15 protein-coding genes are annotated in these 19,826 nt (G+C 40.8%); 5 read left to right on the forward strand and 10 right to left on the reverse strand.

The window, feature by feature from the left end; translation table 11 throughout:
• The first annotated feature begins 120 nt into the window (after positions 1-120).
• Positions 121-2,544: a sucrose synthase gene (locus tag UH38_RS12865; protein WP_045055060.1), complete on the forward strand. Its 2,424-nt coding sequence runs from the start codon at positions 121-123 to the stop codon at positions 2,542-2,544.
• 35 nt (positions 2,545-2,579) lie between these two features.
• Here UH38_RS12865 and cax read toward each other — a convergent pair whose 3' ends face one another.
• Positions 2,580-3,692: a calcium/proton exchanger gene (cax, locus tag UH38_RS12870; protein WP_045055061.1), complete on the reverse strand. Its 1,113-nt coding sequence runs from the start codon at positions 3,690-3,692 to the stop codon at positions 2,580-2,582.
• A 359-nt stretch (positions 3,693-4,051) separates the two neighbouring features.
• Between cax and UH38_RS12875 the strand changes: the two genes are divergently transcribed.
• Positions 4,052-6,667 (forward strand): DUF3536 domain-containing protein, encoded by a 2,616-nt coding sequence (locus UH38_RS12875; protein WP_045055062.1) that lies wholly within the window; start codon positions 4,052-4,054, stop codon positions 6,665-6,667.
• A gap of 84 nt (positions 6,668-6,751) precedes the next feature.
• Here the strand turns inward: UH38_RS12875 and UH38_RS25395 are convergent, their stop codons facing one another.
• The 5 genes from UH38_RS25395 to UH38_RS12895 form a co-directional block, all read right to left on the reverse strand.
• Positions 6,752-6,979, reverse strand: coding sequence for a hypothetical protein (locus UH38_RS25395; RefSeq protein ID WP_072044919.1), 228 nt, complete (start codon positions 6,977-6,979; stop codon positions 6,752-6,754).
• 31 nt (positions 6,980-7,010) lie between these two features.
• The gene (locus UH38_RS12880; RefSeq protein WP_045055063.1) at positions 7,011-7,256 is read right to left on the reverse strand and encodes an HNH endonuclease; all 246 of its coding nucleotides are present in this window, start codon (positions 7,254-7,256) and stop codon (positions 7,011-7,013) included.
• A complete protein-coding gene (locus UH38_RS12885; RefSeq protein WP_045055064.1) occupies positions 7,253-7,627 on the reverse strand; it encodes a KGK domain-containing protein in 375 nt (124 codons plus the stop codon). The genes UH38_RS12880 and UH38_RS12885 overlap by 4 nt, the downstream gene beginning before the upstream one ends.
• Positions 7,628-7,727: 100 nt before the next feature.
• Positions 7,728-8,156, reverse strand: a complete 429-nt coding sequence (locus tag UH38_RS24845) for a KGK domain-containing protein (protein WP_052672375.1) — start codon at positions 8,154-8,156, stop codon at positions 7,728-7,730.
• Between the two features lie 131 nt (positions 8,157-8,287).
• Positions 8,288-10,708 carry a dynamin-like GTPase family protein gene (locus UH38_RS12895; protein ID WP_045055065.1) on the reverse strand — a complete coding sequence of 807 codons (2,421 nt, stop codon included), beginning with the start codon at positions 10,706-10,708 and terminating at the stop codon, positions 8,288-8,290.
• Positions 10,709-10,841: 133 nt separating this feature from the next.
• Here UH38_RS12895 and UH38_RS12900 point away from each other — a divergent pair, with 133 nt between their 5' ends.
• Both UH38_RS12900 and UH38_RS12905 read left to right on the forward strand, forming a co-directional pair.
• Positions 10,842-11,234, forward strand: a complete 393-nt coding sequence (locus UH38_RS12900) for a PPC domain-containing DNA-binding protein (protein ID WP_045055066.1) — start codon at positions 10,842-10,844, stop codon at positions 11,232-11,234.
• Positions 11,235-11,251: 17 nt separating this feature from the next.
• Complete coding sequence (locus UH38_RS12905) at positions 11,252-12,670, forward strand: DUF2157 domain-containing protein (protein ID WP_045055067.1); 1,419 nt, start codon at positions 11,252-11,254, stop codon at positions 12,668-12,670.
• A 28-nt stretch (positions 12,671-12,698) separates the two neighbouring features.
• Here the strand turns inward: UH38_RS12905 and UH38_RS12910 are convergent, their stop codons facing one another.
• Genes UH38_RS12910 through UH38_RS12920 form a run of 3 tightly spaced genes read right to left on the reverse strand, consistent with a single transcriptional unit; the run spans position 12,699 to position 17,382 of the window.
• Positions 12,699-13,514: a response regulator gene (locus UH38_RS12910; RefSeq protein WP_072044920.1), complete on the reverse strand. Its 816-nt coding sequence runs from the start codon at positions 13,512-13,514 to the stop codon at positions 12,699-12,701.
• Entirely contained in the window at positions 13,511-15,943 is a 2,433-nt protein-coding gene (locus UH38_RS12915) for a hybrid sensor histidine kinase/response regulator (RefSeq protein ID WP_045055068.1), read from the reverse strand. Before UH38_RS12915 ends, UH38_RS12910 begins: the two co-directional genes overlap by 4 nt.
• Before the next feature lie 14 nt (positions 15,944-15,957).
• Positions 15,958-17,382: an ABC transporter substrate-binding protein gene (locus UH38_RS12920; RefSeq protein ID WP_045055069.1), complete on the reverse strand. Its 1,425-nt coding sequence runs from the start codon at positions 17,380-17,382 to the stop codon at positions 15,958-15,960.
• Positions 17,383-17,537: 155 nt separating this feature from the next.
• On the opposite strand from UH38_RS12920, the gene UH38_RS12925 reads away from it, so the two are divergent.
• On the forward strand, positions 17,538-18,293 hold the full coding sequence (locus UH38_RS12925; RefSeq protein ID WP_045055070.1) for a Uma2 family endonuclease: 756 nt from the start codon (positions 17,538-17,540) through the stop codon (positions 18,291-18,293).
• On the opposite strand, the gene UH38_RS12930 is transcribed toward UH38_RS12925, so the two are convergent.
• Positions 18,246-19,826 (reverse strand): AAA-like domain-containing protein, encoded by a 1,581-nt coding sequence (locus UH38_RS12930; protein WP_082065379.1) that lies wholly within the window; start codon positions 19,824-19,826, stop codon positions 18,246-18,248. The genes UH38_RS12925 and UH38_RS12930 overlap by 48 nt on opposite strands.

The following is a 19,826-nucleotide window of genomic DNA, read 5'->3' on the forward strand; positions in this document are numbered from 1 at the left end:
ATAACTGGTCACTGACATAACTGGTCACTGTAGAAGTTTTGCCACCCCTGAGAAGGAAGTAAGATTCAGTAACGTTTTGTAAATTGCTAGTTTAAGAGTTATTAATGTTTGGAGGGATTGATGTCGCCAGAATTGATTCAAAATGTGATTGATAGTGACGAAAAAAGTGATTTGCGCTCTTTTATTAGCGAACTACGCCACCAAGAAAAACAGTATTTGTTGCGTAACGATATCCTGAATGCTTACAGAGAGTATTGCAGCAAGTATCAAAAGCCACCTGAATTTTATCAATCTTCTAATTTAGGGAAGTTAATTTACTACACGCAAGAAATCATCCGCGAAGATGGCAACATTTGCCTAATTATTCGCTCTAAAATCGCCAGTCAAGAAGTGTATAGATTGACAGAAGAGTTGAATATTGAGCAATTGGCAGTAGAAGAACTGTTAGATGTGCGCGATCGCTTTGTCAATCATTATCACCCCAATGAGGGCGACATATTAGAACTAGATTTTCAGCCGTTTTACGATTATACCCCGACAATCCGCGATCCTAAAAATATTGGTAAGGGCGTACAATTTCTTAATCGTTATTTATCTAGCAAATTATTTCAAGATCCCAAACAATGGCTGGAAAGTTTATTTAACTTTTTACGGTTGCATAAATATGACTCGATGCCATTGTTGATCAATGGTAGAATTCAATCGCAGCAGCAACTTTCCGAACAAATCAAGAAAGCCTTAACATTTGTAGCGGATCTGGAAATTGACGAACCCTACGAAAAGTTCCGCTTCGTCTTGCAATTGATGGGCTTTGAAGCAGGCTGGGGAAACACTGCTGGGCGCGTACGAGAGACTTTAGAAATTTTAGATGAATTGATCGATTCTCCCGATCACCAAACTCTAGAAGCCTTTATTTCCCGCATTCCGATGGTGTTTAGGATTGTTCTGGTATCGCCTCATGGTTGGTTTGGACAAGAAGGAGTTTTGGGACGACCGGATACAGGCGGTCAGGTAGTTTACGTTTTAGATCAGGCAAAAAGTCTAGAAAAGCAATTGCAAGAAGATGTCAGTTTAGCTGGTTTGGATGGCTTAGGCGTACAGCCAAAAGTAATTATTTTAACACGCTTGATTCCTAACAGTGATGGTACTCTTTGCAACCAAAGATTAGAGAAAGTCCATAACACAGATAATGCTTGGATTTTGCGCGTACCGTTGCGGGAATTTAATCCTAATATGACGCAAAACTGGATTTCTCGCTTTGAATTTTGGCCCTATTTAGAAACTTATGCTATAGACGCAGAAAAAGAGTTATTAGCAGAGTTTAAAGGAGCGCCAGATTTAATTGTTGGTAATTATTCTGATGGTAACTTGGTAGCATTTTTGCTATCCCGACGGTTGAAAGTGACGCAGTGTAATATTGCTCATGCTTTAGAAAAGTCGAAATACTTATTTAGCAATCTTTACTGGCAAGAACTTGATGATAAATATCATTTTTCCTTACAGTTTACTGCCGATTTAATTGCTATGAATGCAGCAAATTTTATTATTAGCAGCACATATCAAGAAATTGTCGGTACGCCTGACAGTGTAGGACAGTATGAATCATATAAGTGTTTTACTATGCCAGAGTTGTATCATGTAGTTGATGGCATTGAATTGTTTAGTCCTAAGTTCAACGTCGTCCCGCCAGGGGTAAATGAAGCTGCTTATTTTCCCTATTCGCGGATGGAAGATCGGGTAATAAGCGATCGCGAACAGCTAGAAGATATGCTATTTACTCTAGAAGATCCAGCGCAAATATTTGGCAAACTTGACGATCCTAATAAACGCCCAATCTTTTCAATGGCGCGGCTGGACAGAATCAAAAATCTAACTGGACTTGCCGAATGTTTTGGTAAAAGCGAAGCATTGCAAGAACATTGCAATTTAATTTTAGTTGCTGGTAAATTGCGGGTAGAAGAATCAGGAGATAACGAAGAACGCGACGAAATTGAAAAACTCTACCACATTATAGAGCAGTACAATTTGTATGGCAAAATTCGTTGGTTAGGAGTGCGTCTATCTAAAAGTCAATCTGGAGAAATTTACCGCGTAATTGCCGATCATCAAGGTATATTTGTCCAGCCTGCTTTATTTGAAGCTTTTGGATTGACGATTTTGGAAGCAATGATTTCAGGATTGCCAACTTTTGCAACTCAATTTGGCGGACCTTTAGAAATTATCCAAAATAAAACCAACGGATTTTATATCAATCCTACGAACTTAGAAGAAACTGCCGAAAGAATCCTTGATTTTGTTACCAAATGCGACCAAAATCCTAATTATTGGTATGAGATTTCTACGCGGGCTATTGATAGGGTTTATAGCACCTATACCTGGAAAATTCACACTACAAAGCTCTTGACTTTAGCGCGAATTTATGGATTTTGGAATTTTACATCCAAGGAAAACCGCGAAGACTTGCTGCGTTATATTGAGGCATTGTTCTACTTAATCTACAAGCCAAAAGCGCAAGCCTTATTAGCAGAACACCAGCACCGTTAACACTAGAGATGTAGGGTTCGTTTTGAAAACGCACCCTACCCAATCCCGTCAATTACTGGATGGAAATAAAAGGCAAATCCCAATACGACATAAGCCGCTAATAACATTGTCCCCTCTAGCCAATTGGAACGACCATCAGAACTAATAGAATTAGCAATCAACACTGACACTGTAACAGCAACTAATTCAAACGCATTAAAATCCAAATCCATAGGCTTACCAAGCACCCACCCAGCAAGCACTAAAACGGGCGCAACAAACAAAGCAATTTGCAAACTCGATCCCACAGCCACAGAAACAGACAAATCCATCTTATTTTTCATCGCTACTGTAACAGCAGTAGCGTGTTCTGCAGCATTACCAATAATCGGGACTAGGATCACGCCTGTAAATAATGAGGTTAAACCCAACTGCGCTGTCGCCACTTCCAACGATTCCACCAGCAATTCTGATTCTAGCGCTACTAGCAAAGTAGCACCTAATAGCACCCCAACCCACAACCATAAATTTACCTTTGCATCGCCGCCAGCCAAATTCGCCTCTGCAAGTTCTGCTTGTTCGGTTTCAGCCAAACCCACATCGTAAAGATACGAGTGAGTACGCATCGAAAATAGCAGCGTCAACGCGTAAACCAAAATCAAGACGATCGCTACTGCAATCGATAAATACTGTAAAGTAGCTTCAGGAATGCCGCTAGAGGTAAAATCAACCGCTGTCGGTAGCAAAATTGCAATTACGGCTAAATTCATCAAAGAGGCATTTACCCGCGCTACAAATGGGGGAAACTCTTGCTCTTTGTACCGCAATCCGCCTAGTAGCATGGAAAAACCCATTACTAACAGCAGATTGCTAATAATCGATCCTGTAATGCTTGCTTTAACAACATCTACTAACCCAGCATTGAGGGCAATTAAAGCAATAATTAGTTCGGTAGCATTACCAAAAGTAGCATTTAATAGCCCTCCGAGCGTCGGACCTACTACTACAGCTATTTCTTCTGTCGCGCTACCCATCCAAGCAGCTAAGGGCAAAATTGCTAATCCGGCGGTAATAAAAACAGCTAGCTCTCCCCAGTGTAAAAAGTGCGCCGCTAAGGAAACTGGGATAAATAATAGCAGAACTAAAAATAAGATGTTTTTGAACGACATTATTACGACACGAAGTTTGTACAAGGCTAACAGCTAATTGCTCGTTACTAAACGCTTCTATAAATTTGTAAATGTAAATGTAGTTTTGCAAAGCGATCGCTAACAATAGTTGCATAAATATTAAGCTGACTTAACTTAATTCCATACTTACGGTTTAATAAGGGGGTGGCAGTTTGTAACCACCGACTGAGGCAATAGCTATAAAAGAGCGATTAGAATAAGCCTCGAAAGAGAAATGCGCCGTTGCCAGCAAACATAGATTTAACTTTCTCCAACTAATTGCTATGCCAAGCTTTGCCTAGATTTAGTGCTTGGACGCAGAGATTTGTCAATTACTGTAACTATTTGGATATTAATACATGACTTCTGCTGCCGATCTCCCAGTCAGTGCTGGGGCAAATATTACACCAGATCGAAATATAAACACCGATCCCCTGCAAACAGCGACAGGTGTTTACGTAACTGTTCACGGTCATTTTTACCAACCACCTCGTGAAAACCCTTATTTAGATGCAGTTGAGCGTCAAGCGGGTGCTGCGCCATTTCACGATTGGAACGAACGCATCCATCACGAGTGTTATCGTCCTAATGCCTTTGCTAGAGTGCTAAACGAGCGCGGTGAAATTACGGGGATCGTTAATAACTACGAGTATTTGAGCTTTAATATTGGCGCAACCTTGATGTCGTGGCTAGAACGCTACGATGTTGAGGTGTATCAAAAAATACTAGAGGCAGATCGTAAAAGTTGCGATCGCTTAAACGGACATGGCAATGCGATCGCTCAAGTGTACAATCACATCATCATGCCGCTTGCCAATGAAAGGGACAAGTACACGCAGATTCGTTGGGGGAAAGAAGACTTCCGTTCTAGATTTGGACGCGATCCCGAAGGAATGTGGTTAGCAGAGGCGGCTGTAGACTATGCAACTATAGAGGCGTTAATTGCTGAGAATATTCGGTTTATTGTGCTTGCACCTTCTCAAGCACAGCGCTGTCGCACATTACCGACACCGCATCAACATATAGGTGAATGGTACGAAGTTGGTGGCGCACAGATCGATCCTACCCGCCCTTACCGTTGTTTCTTGCCAGGCGGCGATCCCAACCGCGATTATATTGATATTTTCTTCTACGATGGTCCTATTTCCCGCGACATGGGCTTTAGCGATGACTTATATAGTGCCGATCGCTTAAGTTGCCGAATTGGGCAAGCAGTACGCGGGGATCATCGCACGTCGCAGTTAATATCTGTAGCTACTGATGGGGAAACTTTTGGACATCATAAAGGCGGTACAGAAAAGACATTAGCTTATGCCTTTTTAAATGAGTTTCCGCATCGCAATTGGACTGTAACCAATTATGCTCATTATTTGAGTATCAATCCGCCAACATGGGAAGTAGAATTAAAGCCTGTAACGGCTTGGAGTTGCGCTCACGGCGTAGATCGCTGGCAAGATGATTGCGGTTGCGGTGGTGAAGGCGGTGTATGGCATCAAAAATGGCGCAAACCATTACGAGACTCGCTTGATTGGTTGCGCGATCGCTTAATTGACGTGTATGAGGAGACAGGAAAGCAATTTTTCCGCGATCCCTGGCTGGCGAGAGATGAATATATTCAGGTAATTCGCGATCGCTCTATTGCTAATATTAGTCGCTTTCTCGTCCGTCACCAATCCCATAAACTGACGCAACTAGAACAAATAGATGCACTGCGGTTGTTAGAAATGCAGCGTCATTCATTGTTGATGTACACCAGTTGCGGTTGGTTTTTTGAGGAAATTTCTCGCCCAGAGGGTACGCAGATTCTCCGCTATGCAGCCCGCGCTTTAGAATTGGCTGGTGATGTTGCTGGCGTACAGCTAGAAAGAGCTTTTATCAAACGCCTAGCGCAAGCACCGAGTAATGTTGACTTGTTCAAACACGGCGCGGAAATCTATCGCCAACTGGTATCTACAGCCCAAATTGGGTTTAGACAAGTAGCCGCCCAATATGCAATTACTTCATTATTTGGCGATCGCTCTTTATCGCCTACTCCTCAAGTCAGGGCAAATGGCACGCCTCTACCTCAGCGCGTATATTGCTACACGGCGCATCAAGTTGACTATCAGTTGCAACGCTTGGGATCGCTAACTTTGGCAGTAGGGCAGTTGCGTTTAGTTTCCGATATAACTTGGGAAAGCCAACATTTAGTTTTTGCTGTCTTACATCTAGGCGGCTGGGATTTTCATTGCAGCATTGCATCTTTTGCAGGGCGGAGGGCGTACAGTCAGTTGAAAGAAAAGCTATTTGCATCTTTGCAACAAGCTAGTGCTGCTCATACAATTTTGGCAATTAATCAATTATTCGGGCAACAAACTTTTAGCTTACAAAATCTGTTTGCTGAAGAACGTCACCGGATTATGGAGTTATTGAGTCAGGAAACTCTGACGCGGTTAGATCAGCTTTACACTCAAGTTTATCGCGATAACTACGGCGTATTGATGGCATTCCACAGGGATGAATTGAGCGTACCCCAAGAGTTGCAGGTAGCCGCTGAGATAGCTTTAAAGCATCGCTGTGTAGGTTTATTGCGATCGCTATGGGAAGAAATCTCTGAACCTAGCGCAATGCACTATTTGGCGGAATTGGAAGCAACAGCGACAGAAGCCAAACATTTACACTGCAATTTGCATATACCAGAAGGTAAGCAGACGATGGAACAGTTGGCTTTGCGATCGCTATGGCAAATTATGCACGATCCCAAGTCTGCTACTACTGAGGAAATCCAGCGGATAGAAAGGCTAATTGACGTTGGATATCAGTTAAATCTAGGTATGTCTTTAGCGCGAAGTCAGGAGCTATATTTTAGTAAGTTGCCTCAAATCTTACCGTCAGATTGTCAGAGTCAGGAAGAGTGCGATCGCTTGCGACAGTTGCTAAAGTTAGGGCAAAAGTTAGGTATAGATGTCAGCACTTTGCTAAGTCAACTATCCTAAAAACCACGCCAGACAAGCATTTTAGCTGTTTTATCCAAATTAACTATCAACCCCTTAAGTAACTTTAAGGGGTTTTTTGACTTTTTATGTCATGCGATCGCTAGGACAATGATAAGGATACAACCACTGACACTTGATAAGTCCGTGAGAGTGTTTTTCAAAAAAGGGTCCAGCGTGTACTCCACGTACTATATCAATTCCTGCTCTCGATTTTATTTCATACAGTAAGGGAAAAGCTGCGATTAAAATTACTACCGCCAACACGAGGCGGATCAAGACTTGGTTTGATTTTTGACTAGAGATTTTAGACATAGGCTCAGTAAGAGTCAAACTTAATATTAACTTATGTATCGAAATATCGTCTAAAGCGGCGATCTAGGCGATCGCTTTTGCGTTGGTTGCAAGCAAAACACAGTGTTTGTAGATTGCTAATGTCATTTTGTCCGCCGCGTGCCAAAGGAATGATATGGTCGATGGCAAGATTAGTTTCTAGGTTATTTTTCCCACAACTTCGGCAATGATATAAGTCGCGTTCAAAAACATATTTCCTCACTGTAGGAGGAATATAGATGCGTGACGTTTTACTCATGAATTATTTGGTTGATTACCAGAGTGCATTTTTTGGCGAATATCATCAAGGGGTGAATCTATTTTGCTTTGTGGTAATCCATTAGCTTCATTCGCGTCTACAACATCAAGATTCTCAGGGGTAAATTCTAAAGTAAGTCTTACTTTTCCTCTTTGCCAACTTTTAGCGCCAGGCTTCAAGATTTTACAGTCCAATCCTTCTCCAAACCAGTCTTCCTTTCCATCTGTTAATTCCCCTATTTGTTTCTTAGTAGCTTGCATCATTGCTGCAATGAACTCATCTACTGTAAACGTGCGACTACTAACAAAAATTTGACCAGAATATACAGTGATAACATCTTCATGTTCTAAGTTTTTAAAATTGTCGTTCATTGTTGTTCCTCAGTGGTTAAAATTTGCAGTAAAAAGATTTTATAACCCGCGATTAAGCTGGTTGTGTTTGTGTAGCTGCGAATTCCATTCGCTCAGGCTTCTAATTATCTTTATTCATCATCTGCCGTAGATCGTCAAGAGGGGATTCAGATTGATTATTTTCTAGCTCATTGCTTGGTTTTATTTGTTTAAATTCAGGCTCGTCAAGACAAAATTCTAAAGTAAATTTAATTCTAAACTTGCCTTTTTGCCAACCTCCAGAACCAATACTTAAAATTTCACAATTTTTTCCCTCACTAAACCACTTCCAATTTTTCTTTTGCCATCTATTATATCTTTGGTGAAATTCACTAATACCTGTTCCTTTTATTCCTTTAGAATCTAAAAAATCAACTAAGGTATCTGCTAATTTATCTTGCAGGGCTGATTGCAATGCTTTTTTAAAGCTACCAAACTTACACATCTCCGATGAATTGAATGCTATAACATCATCTTCACTGTAATTTGGTTGAGAAAATTTATCTTCCATCTCAATATTTTTCCTTAAGGTGTTTATATTTTTTAAACTAATAAACCATCAAATAGAACTCGTGTCTACACAGACAAAACTCGCGTAGGCGGGTTACAAAATTCATGTAACCCGTGAATAAGAACTAAAATCTAAACAGCCAAAGCAGTCTCCAAAACACCTGTATCAACTGCAACAGTTATATAATCAGCATCAGCAATTACAGGCAATAAATGATTGTGCAATTGCATTGCTTGCAAACAACTATTAATTCCAGCAACAGCCTGATTGTATTCAGTAATATTGCTTTCAATTTCAGCTTGCGATCGCTTATTACTTGCAATCTTTTCTTCTGCTTCTTTTTCTAATGTCTGCTCTAAATAACTACGCGCACAACTATATTGCTGTAAAATGTCATTAGCTTGCTTTTCTGCTAACAATAACAGTTGAGTTTTCAAAATTTGATTGATAGTCTGGCGGAAGTTTTTGCGAATAGTTGCAGAGACTTTAGGCTCAAAATCTAACTTCAAAAGTTGGCGAATTGCTGGTTCTGCTTCTACCATACTTTCGCAGTCATAACCTTGCGATGTTTGTGCTAGTGTTTGCCGAAATTGATAGATAGAAAAAGTACCTTCATCGTAAAATCTGGGACTTTCTCTGACAAAGCGATCGCATTCTACTTGTGCTGCACTTGCTAAAGCTTGCTTGATAGGGTTTTCTAGTTCTTTTATCTGTTGTTCAATTCCTGCATCACCGCCTATCAGGCGGTACAATTGACTGTAATATTCTGCTTTACGCACTCGCTCATTTAACCGTTGAAAAAAGCTTGCAGCCACTTCCTGACAAGAATTAACTAAAACATCTTCTAACTGATTAGCTAAGTAGTAAAGTGCTTCTACTAAAATAGCGATCAAAGGTGCTGTAGCATTGCGCCGATGGCTGAGAGTAGCACGACTATATGCATCTGCAACCGAGAAAGTATTTAACAACTCATCTAAGCGGCTAATCATTTTCGTTTGCAGCAGACGAAAATCTCCTTCAAAGCGATCGCATTTATTTGTGACTAGCTGATTAATTTCTGTTTCAATATGTTGATAAAATTGCTCTCCTATTTCCTGCAATTGTTGGCTTAAACGATCTAACTCCCGCGCTTTCATAGTTTCAATTTCGCGGGGTTGACTGACTAAATCACGATGTTTAGTAATATAGTTATTCCGCAAGCTAATACAGATTGGTTGTAAATCGTCAGCTAAGTTAGCAAATAGTTGAGGACGCTTTTCTTGGGTTAAATAACGAGTAATAGCTGCGCGAAACTCCTCAATACCGCTATCTTGAATTAGCTGGTTAATTAGCAAAGTTCCTTGTTCGGCTAATATCCGAACGTAGTTTTCGTTTGGCGATTCAAAGCTGTTGACAGAGATTCTAAAAATACTCGGCGATAGCTTACCAGAGTTAGCACAGTAACGGTTTAATTCGTTAACAAATTGCGGTGTTTCTTCTCTACTTACACTCTCAGCCAATATGGAATCTAAACCAAAGCGATCGCGTCCGCTTGTTTGTTTGATCTGACTGCCGTAAAATCCTAGTAAACCGCTAGTTTTATATACCCTGCTAGTATCTCGAAACTGAGAACTAATTAGATCGTCAAGGCGTTGTCTCAGTTGCGTATTGTACCAAGTTTCATCAATTCGGTTGAAGACATAGAAAACGCGATCGCGTATTCCTGGATTAGAACGCATTTTTTCAATTAATTCTGTCTCTTCCTTCGTCATGTCTCCCGCTGATGCAGGTTTGAGTACGCAAACAACGGCTGAAGTATCTGGGTGTTCGATTTTGCGGTATGTAAGTTCTGCATCCTTCTGTACGGGTGCGTCAATGCCTGGAGTATCAATAATTACATTTCCATCTGCAAGTAAAGGATGATGACAATAATATTCAATCCGCTTCAAAACAGCGCTATTGCTACCACGTCTTGCATAACTTGCTGCTTCCTTCAAATTAGCAAAGTCGAACTGTTCCATCGAATAAGTAGCATTATTAATCGTATGGATGCGATCGCGATTTCCCTCAAATCCTGCGATTAATAGTATCAGTGCTTTAGCTTGTTTGGCTCGTTCTGACTTGCTTTCGCCGCCTTCTTGTTGGATAATTGCCGTACATCCTTGGCGCAGTAAATCCAGGAATTCAGCTTGATTGATATTAATTTGTGCTGTGAGATTTAACTTTTGACATAAAGCGACAATTTGTTCTCTAATTTCCACTTCGCTAAGGAAAGTCAGAATAACTTTTTCGGCATCAGGTTCGGCGTAAAAAATATAACATTCTGTCCCCGTAGCGTGTCCTTCTGCGCTATATAATAGCTCCCTTTCTAACAAAGCATTGATTAACATCGACTTACCAGCACTAAAAGCGCCAGCAAAAACAATTTCAAATGTGGGAGAAACTGCTTTTCTTAAGCTAGATTTGACTGACGTTGTATCTTGCGATCGCAATGTCGGTTCTTGATGCAATAATTGCAGTACGCTTTCAACTTGTGCTTGTAAATTTTGACACTGCGGTAACAGTGTTGTCATTATTTTGTCCTATTAGTGAAAAATAATATCTTCCATATTTTAGAAATTACATTTTTATAAAAGTTACAGTGAAATTACTGATATATTTGCACGTCTCATAAACTGAATTAGTAAATATACCCTTGATAGCACTATGCAAACATTCGCTTTCCGACTAAAGCCAGACGAAGATTTGAAACAAGCTTTACAAGCATTTACTCAAAAGCAAGATATCAAAGCCGGATTTATTTTGACAGCAATTGGTAGTTTAAAACAGGCAAGTATTCGTTTTGCCAATCAAAACACTGCTACAGTTTTACAAGATAAATTTGAAATACTTTCACTTAACGGTACATTAGCAATCACAGGCATTCATATTCATATTGCGATCGCTGATAGTCAGGGTAAAACTATTGGCGGACATTTGGAAAACGGTTGCATTATTTACACAACTGCTGAAATTGTCATCGGTGTAAGTGAAGAATTTACCTTTGATAGAATTGTTGATAAACAAACAGGATATAAAGAATTACAAATTAAAGAGTAAGAGAAGAGGTAAATACCTTGGCATCAGATAAGTTTCGTCAGCAATTAAGACATGAGTTAGAAATATGGCGTAGTGAAGGAATAATTCAAGACAATCAATACGAACAACTAGCGCAACGCTATCAATTAGACACTCTCGATACTGCTTCCCGCAATCAATTTGTAACTATTTTGATTGGATTAGGTAGCGTTCTGATCGGTTTAGGAATAATTACTTTTGTCGCCGCGAATTGGCAAGAAATGTCAAGAAGTATCAGAGTAGCACTACTATTAAGTTTATTTATCAGTGTAAATATTGCTGGATTTTACTTGTGGAGAAAACCAAATGATGCTAGCAAACGTCTTGGACATGGATTGCTGCTACTAGGAGCATTCATATTAGGGGCAAATATGGGGTTAATGGGACAAATGTTTCACATTAGTAGCCCTTTTTACGAACTATTACTAGCTTGGGGAGTTGGCGTAATTGCAATGGCTTATAGCCTGCAAATAACATCTTTGGGTATTATGTCAATTTTCTTAATTTTAGGTGGTTATTTAGGATTTGCTACAACAGATTTATATCCGTTATTACAACTAAATCGAGAAGTTTCTTGGTCATCGTTGTTAGGACAGCATTTACCAATAATTGCCTGCATCACATTTATACCACTAGCTTATTGGTGTCGTTCTCAATGGATTTTTGCTTTAAGCGCGATCGCTATCTTCTTGCCGCTAATAGGCAATATAACTCCCTACAATGTCGGAGTATCTAATCTCACTCCCTTGCAAGCAGAAGGTTGGATATTTGCGATCGCATTTGCCTTACCACCAGCCTTATTATGGAGTTATGATGATTCATTGTGGGTGTATAGTAGCTTATTTGGTAGAGGCGTAGCACCCAAGTCATTTGTGGCGATCGCGCGAAATTTAGCATTAGTTTATCTAGCGATCGTCTTTTATATCTGCTCTTTTTATGGTTTGTGGAATAATTGGTCATCCTCAACAGTTAACGCTAGTAATAAGTTAAACTGGTTTCCCTTAATCGATGTCTTTGTTTTGGCTGTAATTGCTATTTGGCAATGGTTGTATATCGTAAAACAGCGCCGTTCTCACAATTGGAATTTAACTACAATTGTCATTGCCGGATTATGCGCGATCGCCGCTCTAATACCTTTGTGGCATACTTACATTACGCCAATTGCCTTAGCAGCAACATTTATATTCAATGCCTCACTATTTCTCCTAGCTACAGGCTTGATGCGCGAAGGATTGGCTCAAGGACAACGCCGCGCTTTTTGGGGTGGTATGCTGCTAATAACTTTGAGAATTGCAGCTTGGGTTTTAATATCCGTTACTGGATTAATATTTAAGTCTTTAATCTTTATTTTGTGCGGTGTGGGGATAATTGCGATCGGCTTGTGGTTTGAGCGCTATGTAAAAACTTTGAGAACTTGATAGTTTGGAAATTTGAGTAAGTTAGCACTTATATCTTATTTATACTGGCAGGAAAGTTGTGCAAATCTATAACTACCCCTTGCCAGCAATTTTCTTCTAAATTCACAATTGCTGAAATTAGTACCTGCATTGTAGAGCGATCGCGTTTAAGCAACTGCGTTTTAAATTTATCTACCTTGCCTTGAGTTTGCAAGTCTGCTAGTATCAACTGGCGATCGCCTTCGTTAATGTATAAATCTTTACAGGCTATTTGGTTAATTACCTCTGCTGTCTGAGCGTAACCTAGCATTTGGATGAAATACTGGTTCGCTTCTACAATCAAACCATCGGCGATACGGACGCTAAAGATGCCTACAGGAGCGTTTGCAAAGAGATTGCGAAGTTTTGCTTCAGCTTTTTGGCGATCGCAAATTTCTTTTTGGAGTTGGGCGTTGCGCTGGCTTAGTTGCTTTTGCAGTTTGCGGATTGTCAAGTTATTCTCGACACGAGCAAATACTTCTTCCTCACTAAATGGTTTGGTAATGTAATCTACTCCACCCACAGCAAAGGCTTTGACTTTATCTAGTGCTTCATCTAAAGCGCTAATAAAAATTACTGGGATGTCGCAGGTTTGTGGGGAAGCTTTTAAGTGTTGACAGACTTCATAGCCGTTCATATCTGGCATCATGATGTCTAATAGAATTAAATCGGGTGGCGCAGCTTGCACAGTCTTCAATGCAGTTTGCCCGTTAATTACTTTACGCACTTCATACCCCAGTTGAGCGAGCATAGCAGACAAAAGCCGCAAGTTGTCTGGCTTATCGTCCACAACGAGAATATTTGCTTTTTCTAGTTGTTGATTCATGGGGAACCTGGCTGGGTAAGATCGATGATTTTATCAATCCGAAAACTATTGACAGCTTCAGCTAAACCATCTGCTAGAGGTGCATTGGCGGAAGGGATTTGCTGCAACAAGCTAAAAATTTGTTTCTCATCAGTACGCAGTGCTGCTTGGTGTAGTTCTTCTATCCACTGCTGAGGCATAACACTTAAGCTTTCCACTTTCAGCGCGTACTCTGTTGACTTAACGGTTGGTTGGCTATCTGCGTATAGGTAACGCACTCCCAAATACTTAGCCATTTTTTCGAGGATGACTTCTTCAAGAAAAGGCTTGCAAACAAAATCGTCGCACCCGCTCGATAATACTAAAGCTCGTTCTTCATCAAAGGCGCTCGCAGTAAGGGCAATGACGATCGTATTTTTTCCCTTTGCCTGGGATTTAATTTGTCTAGTTGCTTCGTATCCATCCATTACAGGCATCCGCATATCCATCCAAATTAAATGAGGTTCCCAAGTTTGCCAGATACTTACGCCTACTTGTCCATTTTCGGCGGCGCGGACTGCAAAGCCAATAGATGTGAGAAATTTAACTAAAAGTTGACGATTTTCGCTTTTATCTTCAACTACCAAGATGCGGTAAATAGGTTGATCGGGAGCTAATGCGATCGCTCTTTGTCTTACTCTAGTTTCACTTTCTTCTATTATCTGCGCTCTATTTACCGGAACATCGAAGGAAAAAATTGTGCCTTGCCCTGGCGTACTGCGTAAAGCAATTTCACCATGCATCAAGCGGGCAAATTGTTGACTGATAGATAACCCCAAACCCGTTCCCTGATGAGATTGTAGCCCAGCTTGAGTTTGCACAAATGGTTTAAATAATCTTTCTAACTCCGATGGAGCAATTCCCATCCCCGTATCTTCAACTTCAAAATGCAAAGTTAAACCTTCGCTTGATTGCTCTTGGCGATCGCTAATAACAGACACGCGCAAAATTACTCTACCAGTTGCAGTAAACTTAATTGCATTGCCCAAAAGGTTAATTAATACTTGACGCAACTTACTTTCATCTGCCCGTACGTAGGTAGGAACATCAAGAGCGCGCTGGAAAATTAACTCCAATCCCTTAGCTTCAGCTTTAATCTCAAACATCTCTGCCAAAGCGTCCAGCAAATTGTAAAGGTTAAAGTTAGTTTCATCTAGGGTGATGCGCCCTGCCTCAATCTTAGACATCGATAGGACATCATTAATTAGAGTTAGTAAGTGTTCGCCACTGCGACTAATAGTTGCTAAATTTTCTAGTTGAGCAGCACTAAGAGCAGGATCGCGAGTCATTAGTTGCGTAAAGCCGAGAATGGCACTAAGAGGTGTCCGCAGTTCGTGGCTCATATTAGCGAGGAAGGCACTTTTGGCATGATTGGCAGCTAGGGCTTCTTGGGCTTTTTGTTCTAACTTGTGGCTGTAATTTTCTAACTGGGCGCGGGAAAGTTGCAACTGTTGGGCTAGCCAATACACTCCTATCGATAGCACTCCCACAGATACAAGTCCGACTAAAACAATCGTTCCCGCTAATTGACGCGCTGGGGTAAATGCTTCGGCTTGCTGCATCTCCACGAGTAGAGCTAAGTCTTGGGCGTTTAACCAGCGATATACGCCGATTACTGGCACGTTGGCGTAGTTTTGATACAGCCCAAATCCACTAACTCCGCTAATTGCCGTATCAATCCCCTGGCTGCTAACCCCCATAGAAAACGCCTGCATATCGGTGCGATCTGCTTTAGAAATGAAAGTGTTTTTGACTACCAAAGAGCCAACCAAATAGGTTTCGCCGCTTTTACCTAAGCCTGTACGTTCGCGGACAATGCGATCGATTCGATCTAAATTGAGGTGAGCGAGGATTAAGCCTTGACGTACTCCGGCTGCGTCTCTTATTGGTGTTGCTAAAGTTACGGCTGGTTTGCCAGTATTGGGTGAAACGTAGAAAATCGGTGCAAAAGTTTTTCCTTGCTCTATCTTCTCAATATAGGTAGTATCGGCTAAAATTTCGTACTGACCTTCATGCTGTTTATTAGTAGATAAGATTACTTTGTTGCTGCGGTCGAGAATAAAAATTTCTTGGAAATCTGGCTTGGTTTGGGTGATATCGATTAAGTAGTTGGCAATTTGGTGCGTAGCAAGATTGCGCTTAGAGGCACTTTGAGCCTGCAAAATCTTGTCGATTTGGCGTTGTGCGGGAAACTTAGCGATCGCAAAAAAGTCTTGTTGCCGATCTTGAAACCAACGGGTAATTTCTTCTTCTTTTAATGTTGCCGCTACGCTCAGTTGATTGTATGCTGCTTGCTTCAAAGCTTCTCTAGCTCTATAAAAAGCCACACCACCTACTACACCAATAGCGATTAGAGACAACAGGAGGAATAAACTTGCGACTTTAGAAGTAAGGTGCTGATTGCCATGCATAAGGTACAAGGACTTTACCATTCGGCAAAAATTTGTTTGATGCGGGCGATCGCTTCATCGGCAGCTACTTCTGCCGAACTACCGTCAACTAAAACTCTTTTTAAGGCTTTACCCCAAACATTTTCTTTTAGTACCATGCTATAAGCAGGATTGGTAAAGGTGTAAAATAAGCGCGTTTGCCCTTGAGCGATCGTCTTTGTGGCGGTGGAAACGTGAGGATCTTGGGGATTTGTCCAAAAAGGATCTTGCCAATTTGGTTTTAGCACTGGCGAATGACGACCTCCAGCAACTTTGAGATAATTACCAATCACATCCGGTTGAATTAAATAGGCTAAAAAGTCTTTAGCTATCTTTTGGTTTGGCGAGTTAGCAAACAAAATAACCTGCTGCACTGTAATTAAATAACGCATTTGCTCGCCGCTAGGTTTGTTGGGCAATTCTAATATTCCTAGCTTGTGACTATAGGTATCTGGATCTTGACGCAATGCTGTAGCAATAGAAAGAGTATCGTTGGTTGTCATCAATACTTTGCGGTTGAGCAAGTTACGATTGTTATCTGGGTTCAACCAGTGCAATGCATCTGGTGGCAAGTAACCTTGTTGATATGCTTTGTTGTACCAATTTAAAATTTTGATAATGCTTTGACGCACTTGCGGATTATCGACTTGGAGTTGACCTTGAGAGTCCAACATTTGCACATCGTAAGCTTCCAAAATTTGCTCAAAAGTCTGGTATGTATCTCCCGCAGCTACCGATAGCGGTAAGCCTAAACCATAAATATCAATTTGTTTTGCCCGTAACTCGTCCTGGCTTTGCATCCAATATTTCCAGAAACCATCCCAATCGTGAGGAATATTGCGATCGCTACTTCGTCCTATTTTCTCTAGCAAGTCTCGCCAATAGTAAACGTGAATTGTTGCTTGATGAATAGGCAGTGCATAATAACTACGCTTTTTATCTGTTTGATTGTAAAAGTTAACAGTTTGTAAAACCTTGTCTGAGTATAGGTTTTTAATTGGTTCGATGACATCGGAAACATCGGCAAGTTTTCCTTCCCAAGCTAGACGAGGAGCAAGCGACTTTTCACTTTTAAACATGGCAATTAGATCGGGAAGCTCGCCAGATCGAAGCTCTCTTTCTGTTTTCTGCGATAGCTCGTCGGTACTATAAAAAGAAAGTTCTACTTTGTTACCGCTTTGTTTTTCCCAGTTGCTAACAATCTGTTGCAGCGCTTCATCTTCTTCCAAAGTAAAGCCTTTATCCCACCAAATTTTCAGGACTTTATTTTCAGTAAAAGCCGCGTTAACCAAATCTCGATTGCTCGTAGAAGTGCGATCGCAAGCAACGATGACTAAGGTAAAAAACACCGCTAACAGTAGATATCGCCAGCGTTGGAGATTTCTCAATATTTGGAGGCGATCGCTTTGGATTTTGGACATAGGTTTTCTACCCCAGTCTGCACACCTTTACAATATCGATCTACCAATTAAATCTATAAATTTACAGATATTTTTAAAAACCTTTAGATTCAAGCAATGCCCAAAGTTGTCAAACCGATAAAATAAAAACACCAGATCGCGATCGGGCAATACTTATGAGCGCCAAGCTTAGTGCAACCAAACCTGCAACTGAACTTATAATCACTTGGGAACTATTACCCGATGATTTTCAATTAGAGGATGACCCAGTGGAGAATACAGGTCAGCCAATTTTGGCTGGTGCTTTGCGTGAAAGCTTGGAGATTAGCGGTTTTATTCAACCTCAAATGTTAATAGCCTCCAATTTTGCTGTTTGTGCAACGCTCAACGAACAGATTATTACCAAAGCCCCTGACTGGGTTTACGTTCCTCGTGTAAAGCAAATGTTAGCTAACCGCAGAAGCTACACGCCCAATACAGAGGGTGATATTCCGGCGGTAGTAATGGAATTTTTATCGGAAACTGAGGGTGGAGAATATTCAATCAAACGCAGTTATCCACCAGGAAAATGGTTTTTCTACGAACAAATTCTCCAAGTTCCCGTTTACGTAATATTTGAGCCAGATAGTGGTCTGCTGGAATTTTACCAACTGGAAAACGGACGCTACGAATTAAAGCAACCTGATGAAAATGGTCGTCATTGGATTGCACCGATGGGACTATTTTTAGGTACTTGGCAAGGTACAAAAGAATCTCGAACAGGTTATTGGTTGCGGTGGTGGGATGAAACAGGTAATTTGTTACTGTGGGCAGTAGAACAGATAGAACAAGAACGCCAACGCGCCGAACAAGAACGCCAGCAGAAAGAAAGGCTAATTGCCTATTTACAGTCTCAGGGTGTTGACCCCAATAATTTGCCTAACGAATCCTAAGAGAGATGCCGATCTTGTAGGGTGCGTTTTGAAAACGCACCCTACTGGTATGACTAATGAAGAGTAATTTAAAAATTGCCATAAAAGTATTGTTCCTAAAACGAGTACGAGCGAACTTAGAACGATCGCCAGTAATTTTTGCCGCTGAGTAACTTGTTTTAGCTTGGTTTCTACTTCAGAGCGATCGCATTGTTGGCTTTTGAGTAAAAATTGATAATCTAAATCGCTCAAACTTTTGCCCTCCGCCCATTGTTGAGCTTGGTTTAAGGCTTGTCCGCGCAATAGTAAGTCTGAATCTTGTGTTGCGATCCATTGTTGTAAAGATAGGGAATAAGGACGCAGTTTAGTTAATTGTTGCTCTATCCAAGCTAAAGAAAAAACTTCGGCATAAATGCGATTTTTAATTTGCAGTTGTCCGTTTTGCTCGGTAGCAATTCCAGATAACAGCAGTTCTATTTGTTCTTTGGAGCCATCTGATACTACTTCAACTCCTTGCAATATTTGCCTAACAAGCTTCAATAGCGCCCCTGCATAGTGTTCGTTTCTCAATAAGCGATCGCGGATTGTCTGTAAATGCTCTGGTTCGTCCTTTGCTTCCCAGTTTTCAATAATATGCGATCGCACCAGTTTTTCTAGGAGCAAGGGCGAAAATTGATGATAAAAGCCAATCAAGTGATAATTAACAATTGGTAAATGAGTGTCTAACTTATAGCGCTCCTCCACTTCTTCCCCGTTGTCAGATGGGGAATAATTGCTACTAGAACGTTGTTGGATGATAAGCTGACAAAGCTTTTGAGTCAGAAACGGCTGCCCATTTGTCCAAGCCAAAATTTCTTTAAGCACTGCTAAAGGGTTATCTACTTTGCCTTCTAATCCAGCGGCTAAGGGCTGAATTTCAGCTAGTTTAAAACCAGTTAAATTGATAGATTTACCAATATTAAAGGGAGTGCGCTGGCGATCGCCAATTAAATCTGTGGGCGTAGCAACGCCAAATAGCGCCCAAGTAAGGCGGTTATAAGCTGGATTTTCTGCTCTTTGGTTGTAGCAATATCTAATTAAAGCGAAAAAATCTGCTGTAGGAAAATCAAGCCCCAAAATACTATCAATTTCATCAACAAAAATAAAAATTTTAGCTTGAACTTGAACTAACAAAATATCTTCAATAAACTCACTCAATCGTTGCAATGGCGTTAAATCTTCCCTTTCCTGCCACCAAGCTTTGAGATTTACTTTGCCAAGTAGATTAAAACCCCGTAATAAGTCAACTACTATGCCCTTATACCACTGAGCCGGAGTAATATGTTCGCTACCGATCCGCGTTAGATCCACAGAAGCGCAAACATAACCAGCCTTTTCCAACCGATTTCGAGTCCGCAAGCGCAAACTAGATTTGCCCATCTGGCGAGAACTAAATACATAACAAAACTCGCCCCTTAGCAAGGCACGATAGAGTTCAAAGTCCGCTTGGCGCTCTACGTAAGTTGGCGCATCCATCCTTAAACTGCCACCAACTTGATATTCATACTTATCCAT

This window comes from Aliterella atlantica CENA595, from assembly GCF_000952155.1.
In the GTDB taxonomy this organism is placed as follows: Bacteria; Cyanobacteriota; Cyanobacteriia; order Cyanobacteriales; family Chroococcidiopsidaceae; genus Aliterella; species Aliterella atlantica.

What these genes read in the sequence shown, in the direction of transcription:
- UH38_RS12865 (WP_045055060.1), top strand. Translation starts at nt 121, where the DNA reads ATGTCGCCAGAATTGATTCAAAATGTGATTGATAGTGACGAAAAAAGT.
- cax (WP_045055061.1), bottom strand. Translation starts at nt 3,692, where the DNA reads ATGTCGTTCAAAAACATCTTATTTTTAGTTCTGCTATTATTTATCCCA.
- UH38_RS12875 (WP_045055062.1), top strand. Translation starts at nt 4,052, where the DNA reads ATGACTTCTGCTGCCGATCTCCCAGTCAGTGCTGGGGCAAATATTACA.
- UH38_RS25395 (WP_072044919.1), bottom strand. Translation starts at nt 6,979, where the DNA reads ATGTCTAAAATCTCTAGTCAAAAATCAAACCAAGTCTTGATCCGCCTC.
- UH38_RS12880 (WP_045055063.1), bottom strand. Translation starts at nt 7,256, where the DNA reads ATGAGTAAAACGTCACGCATCTATATTCCTCCTACAGTGAGGAAATAT.
- UH38_RS12885 (WP_045055064.1), bottom strand. Translation starts at nt 7,627, where the DNA reads ATGAACGACAATTTTAAAAACTTAGAACATGAAGATGTTATCACTGTA.
- UH38_RS24845 (WP_052672375.1), bottom strand. Translation starts at nt 8,156, where the DNA reads ATGGAAGATAAATTTTCTCAACCAAATTACAGTGAAGATGATGTTATA.
- UH38_RS12895 (WP_045055065.1), bottom strand. Translation starts at nt 10,708, where the DNA reads ATGACAACACTGTTACCGCAGTGTCAAAATTTACAAGCACAAGTTGAA.
- UH38_RS12900 (WP_045055066.1), top strand. Translation starts at nt 10,842, where the DNA reads ATGCAAACATTCGCTTTCCGACTAAAGCCAGACGAAGATTTGAAACAA.
- UH38_RS12910 (WP_072044920.1), bottom strand. Translation starts at nt 13,514, where the DNA reads ATGAATCAACAACTAGAAAAAGCAAATATTCTCGTTGTGGACGATAAG.
- UH38_RS12915 (WP_045055068.1), bottom strand. Translation starts at nt 15,943, where the DNA reads ATGCATGGCAATCAGCACCTTACTTCTAAAGTCGCAAGTTTATTCCTC.
- UH38_RS12920 (WP_045055069.1), bottom strand. Translation starts at nt 17,382, where the DNA reads ATGTCCAAAATCCAAAGCGATCGCCTCCAAATATTGAGAAATCTCCAA.
- UH38_RS12925 (WP_045055070.1), top strand. Translation starts at nt 17,538, where the DNA reads ATGAGCGCCAAGCTTAGTGCAACCAAACCTGCAACTGAACTTATAATC.
- UH38_RS12930 (WP_082065379.1), bottom strand. Translation starts at nt 19,826, where the DNA reads ATGGATAAGTATGAATATCAAGTTGGTGGCAGTTTAAGGATGGATGCG.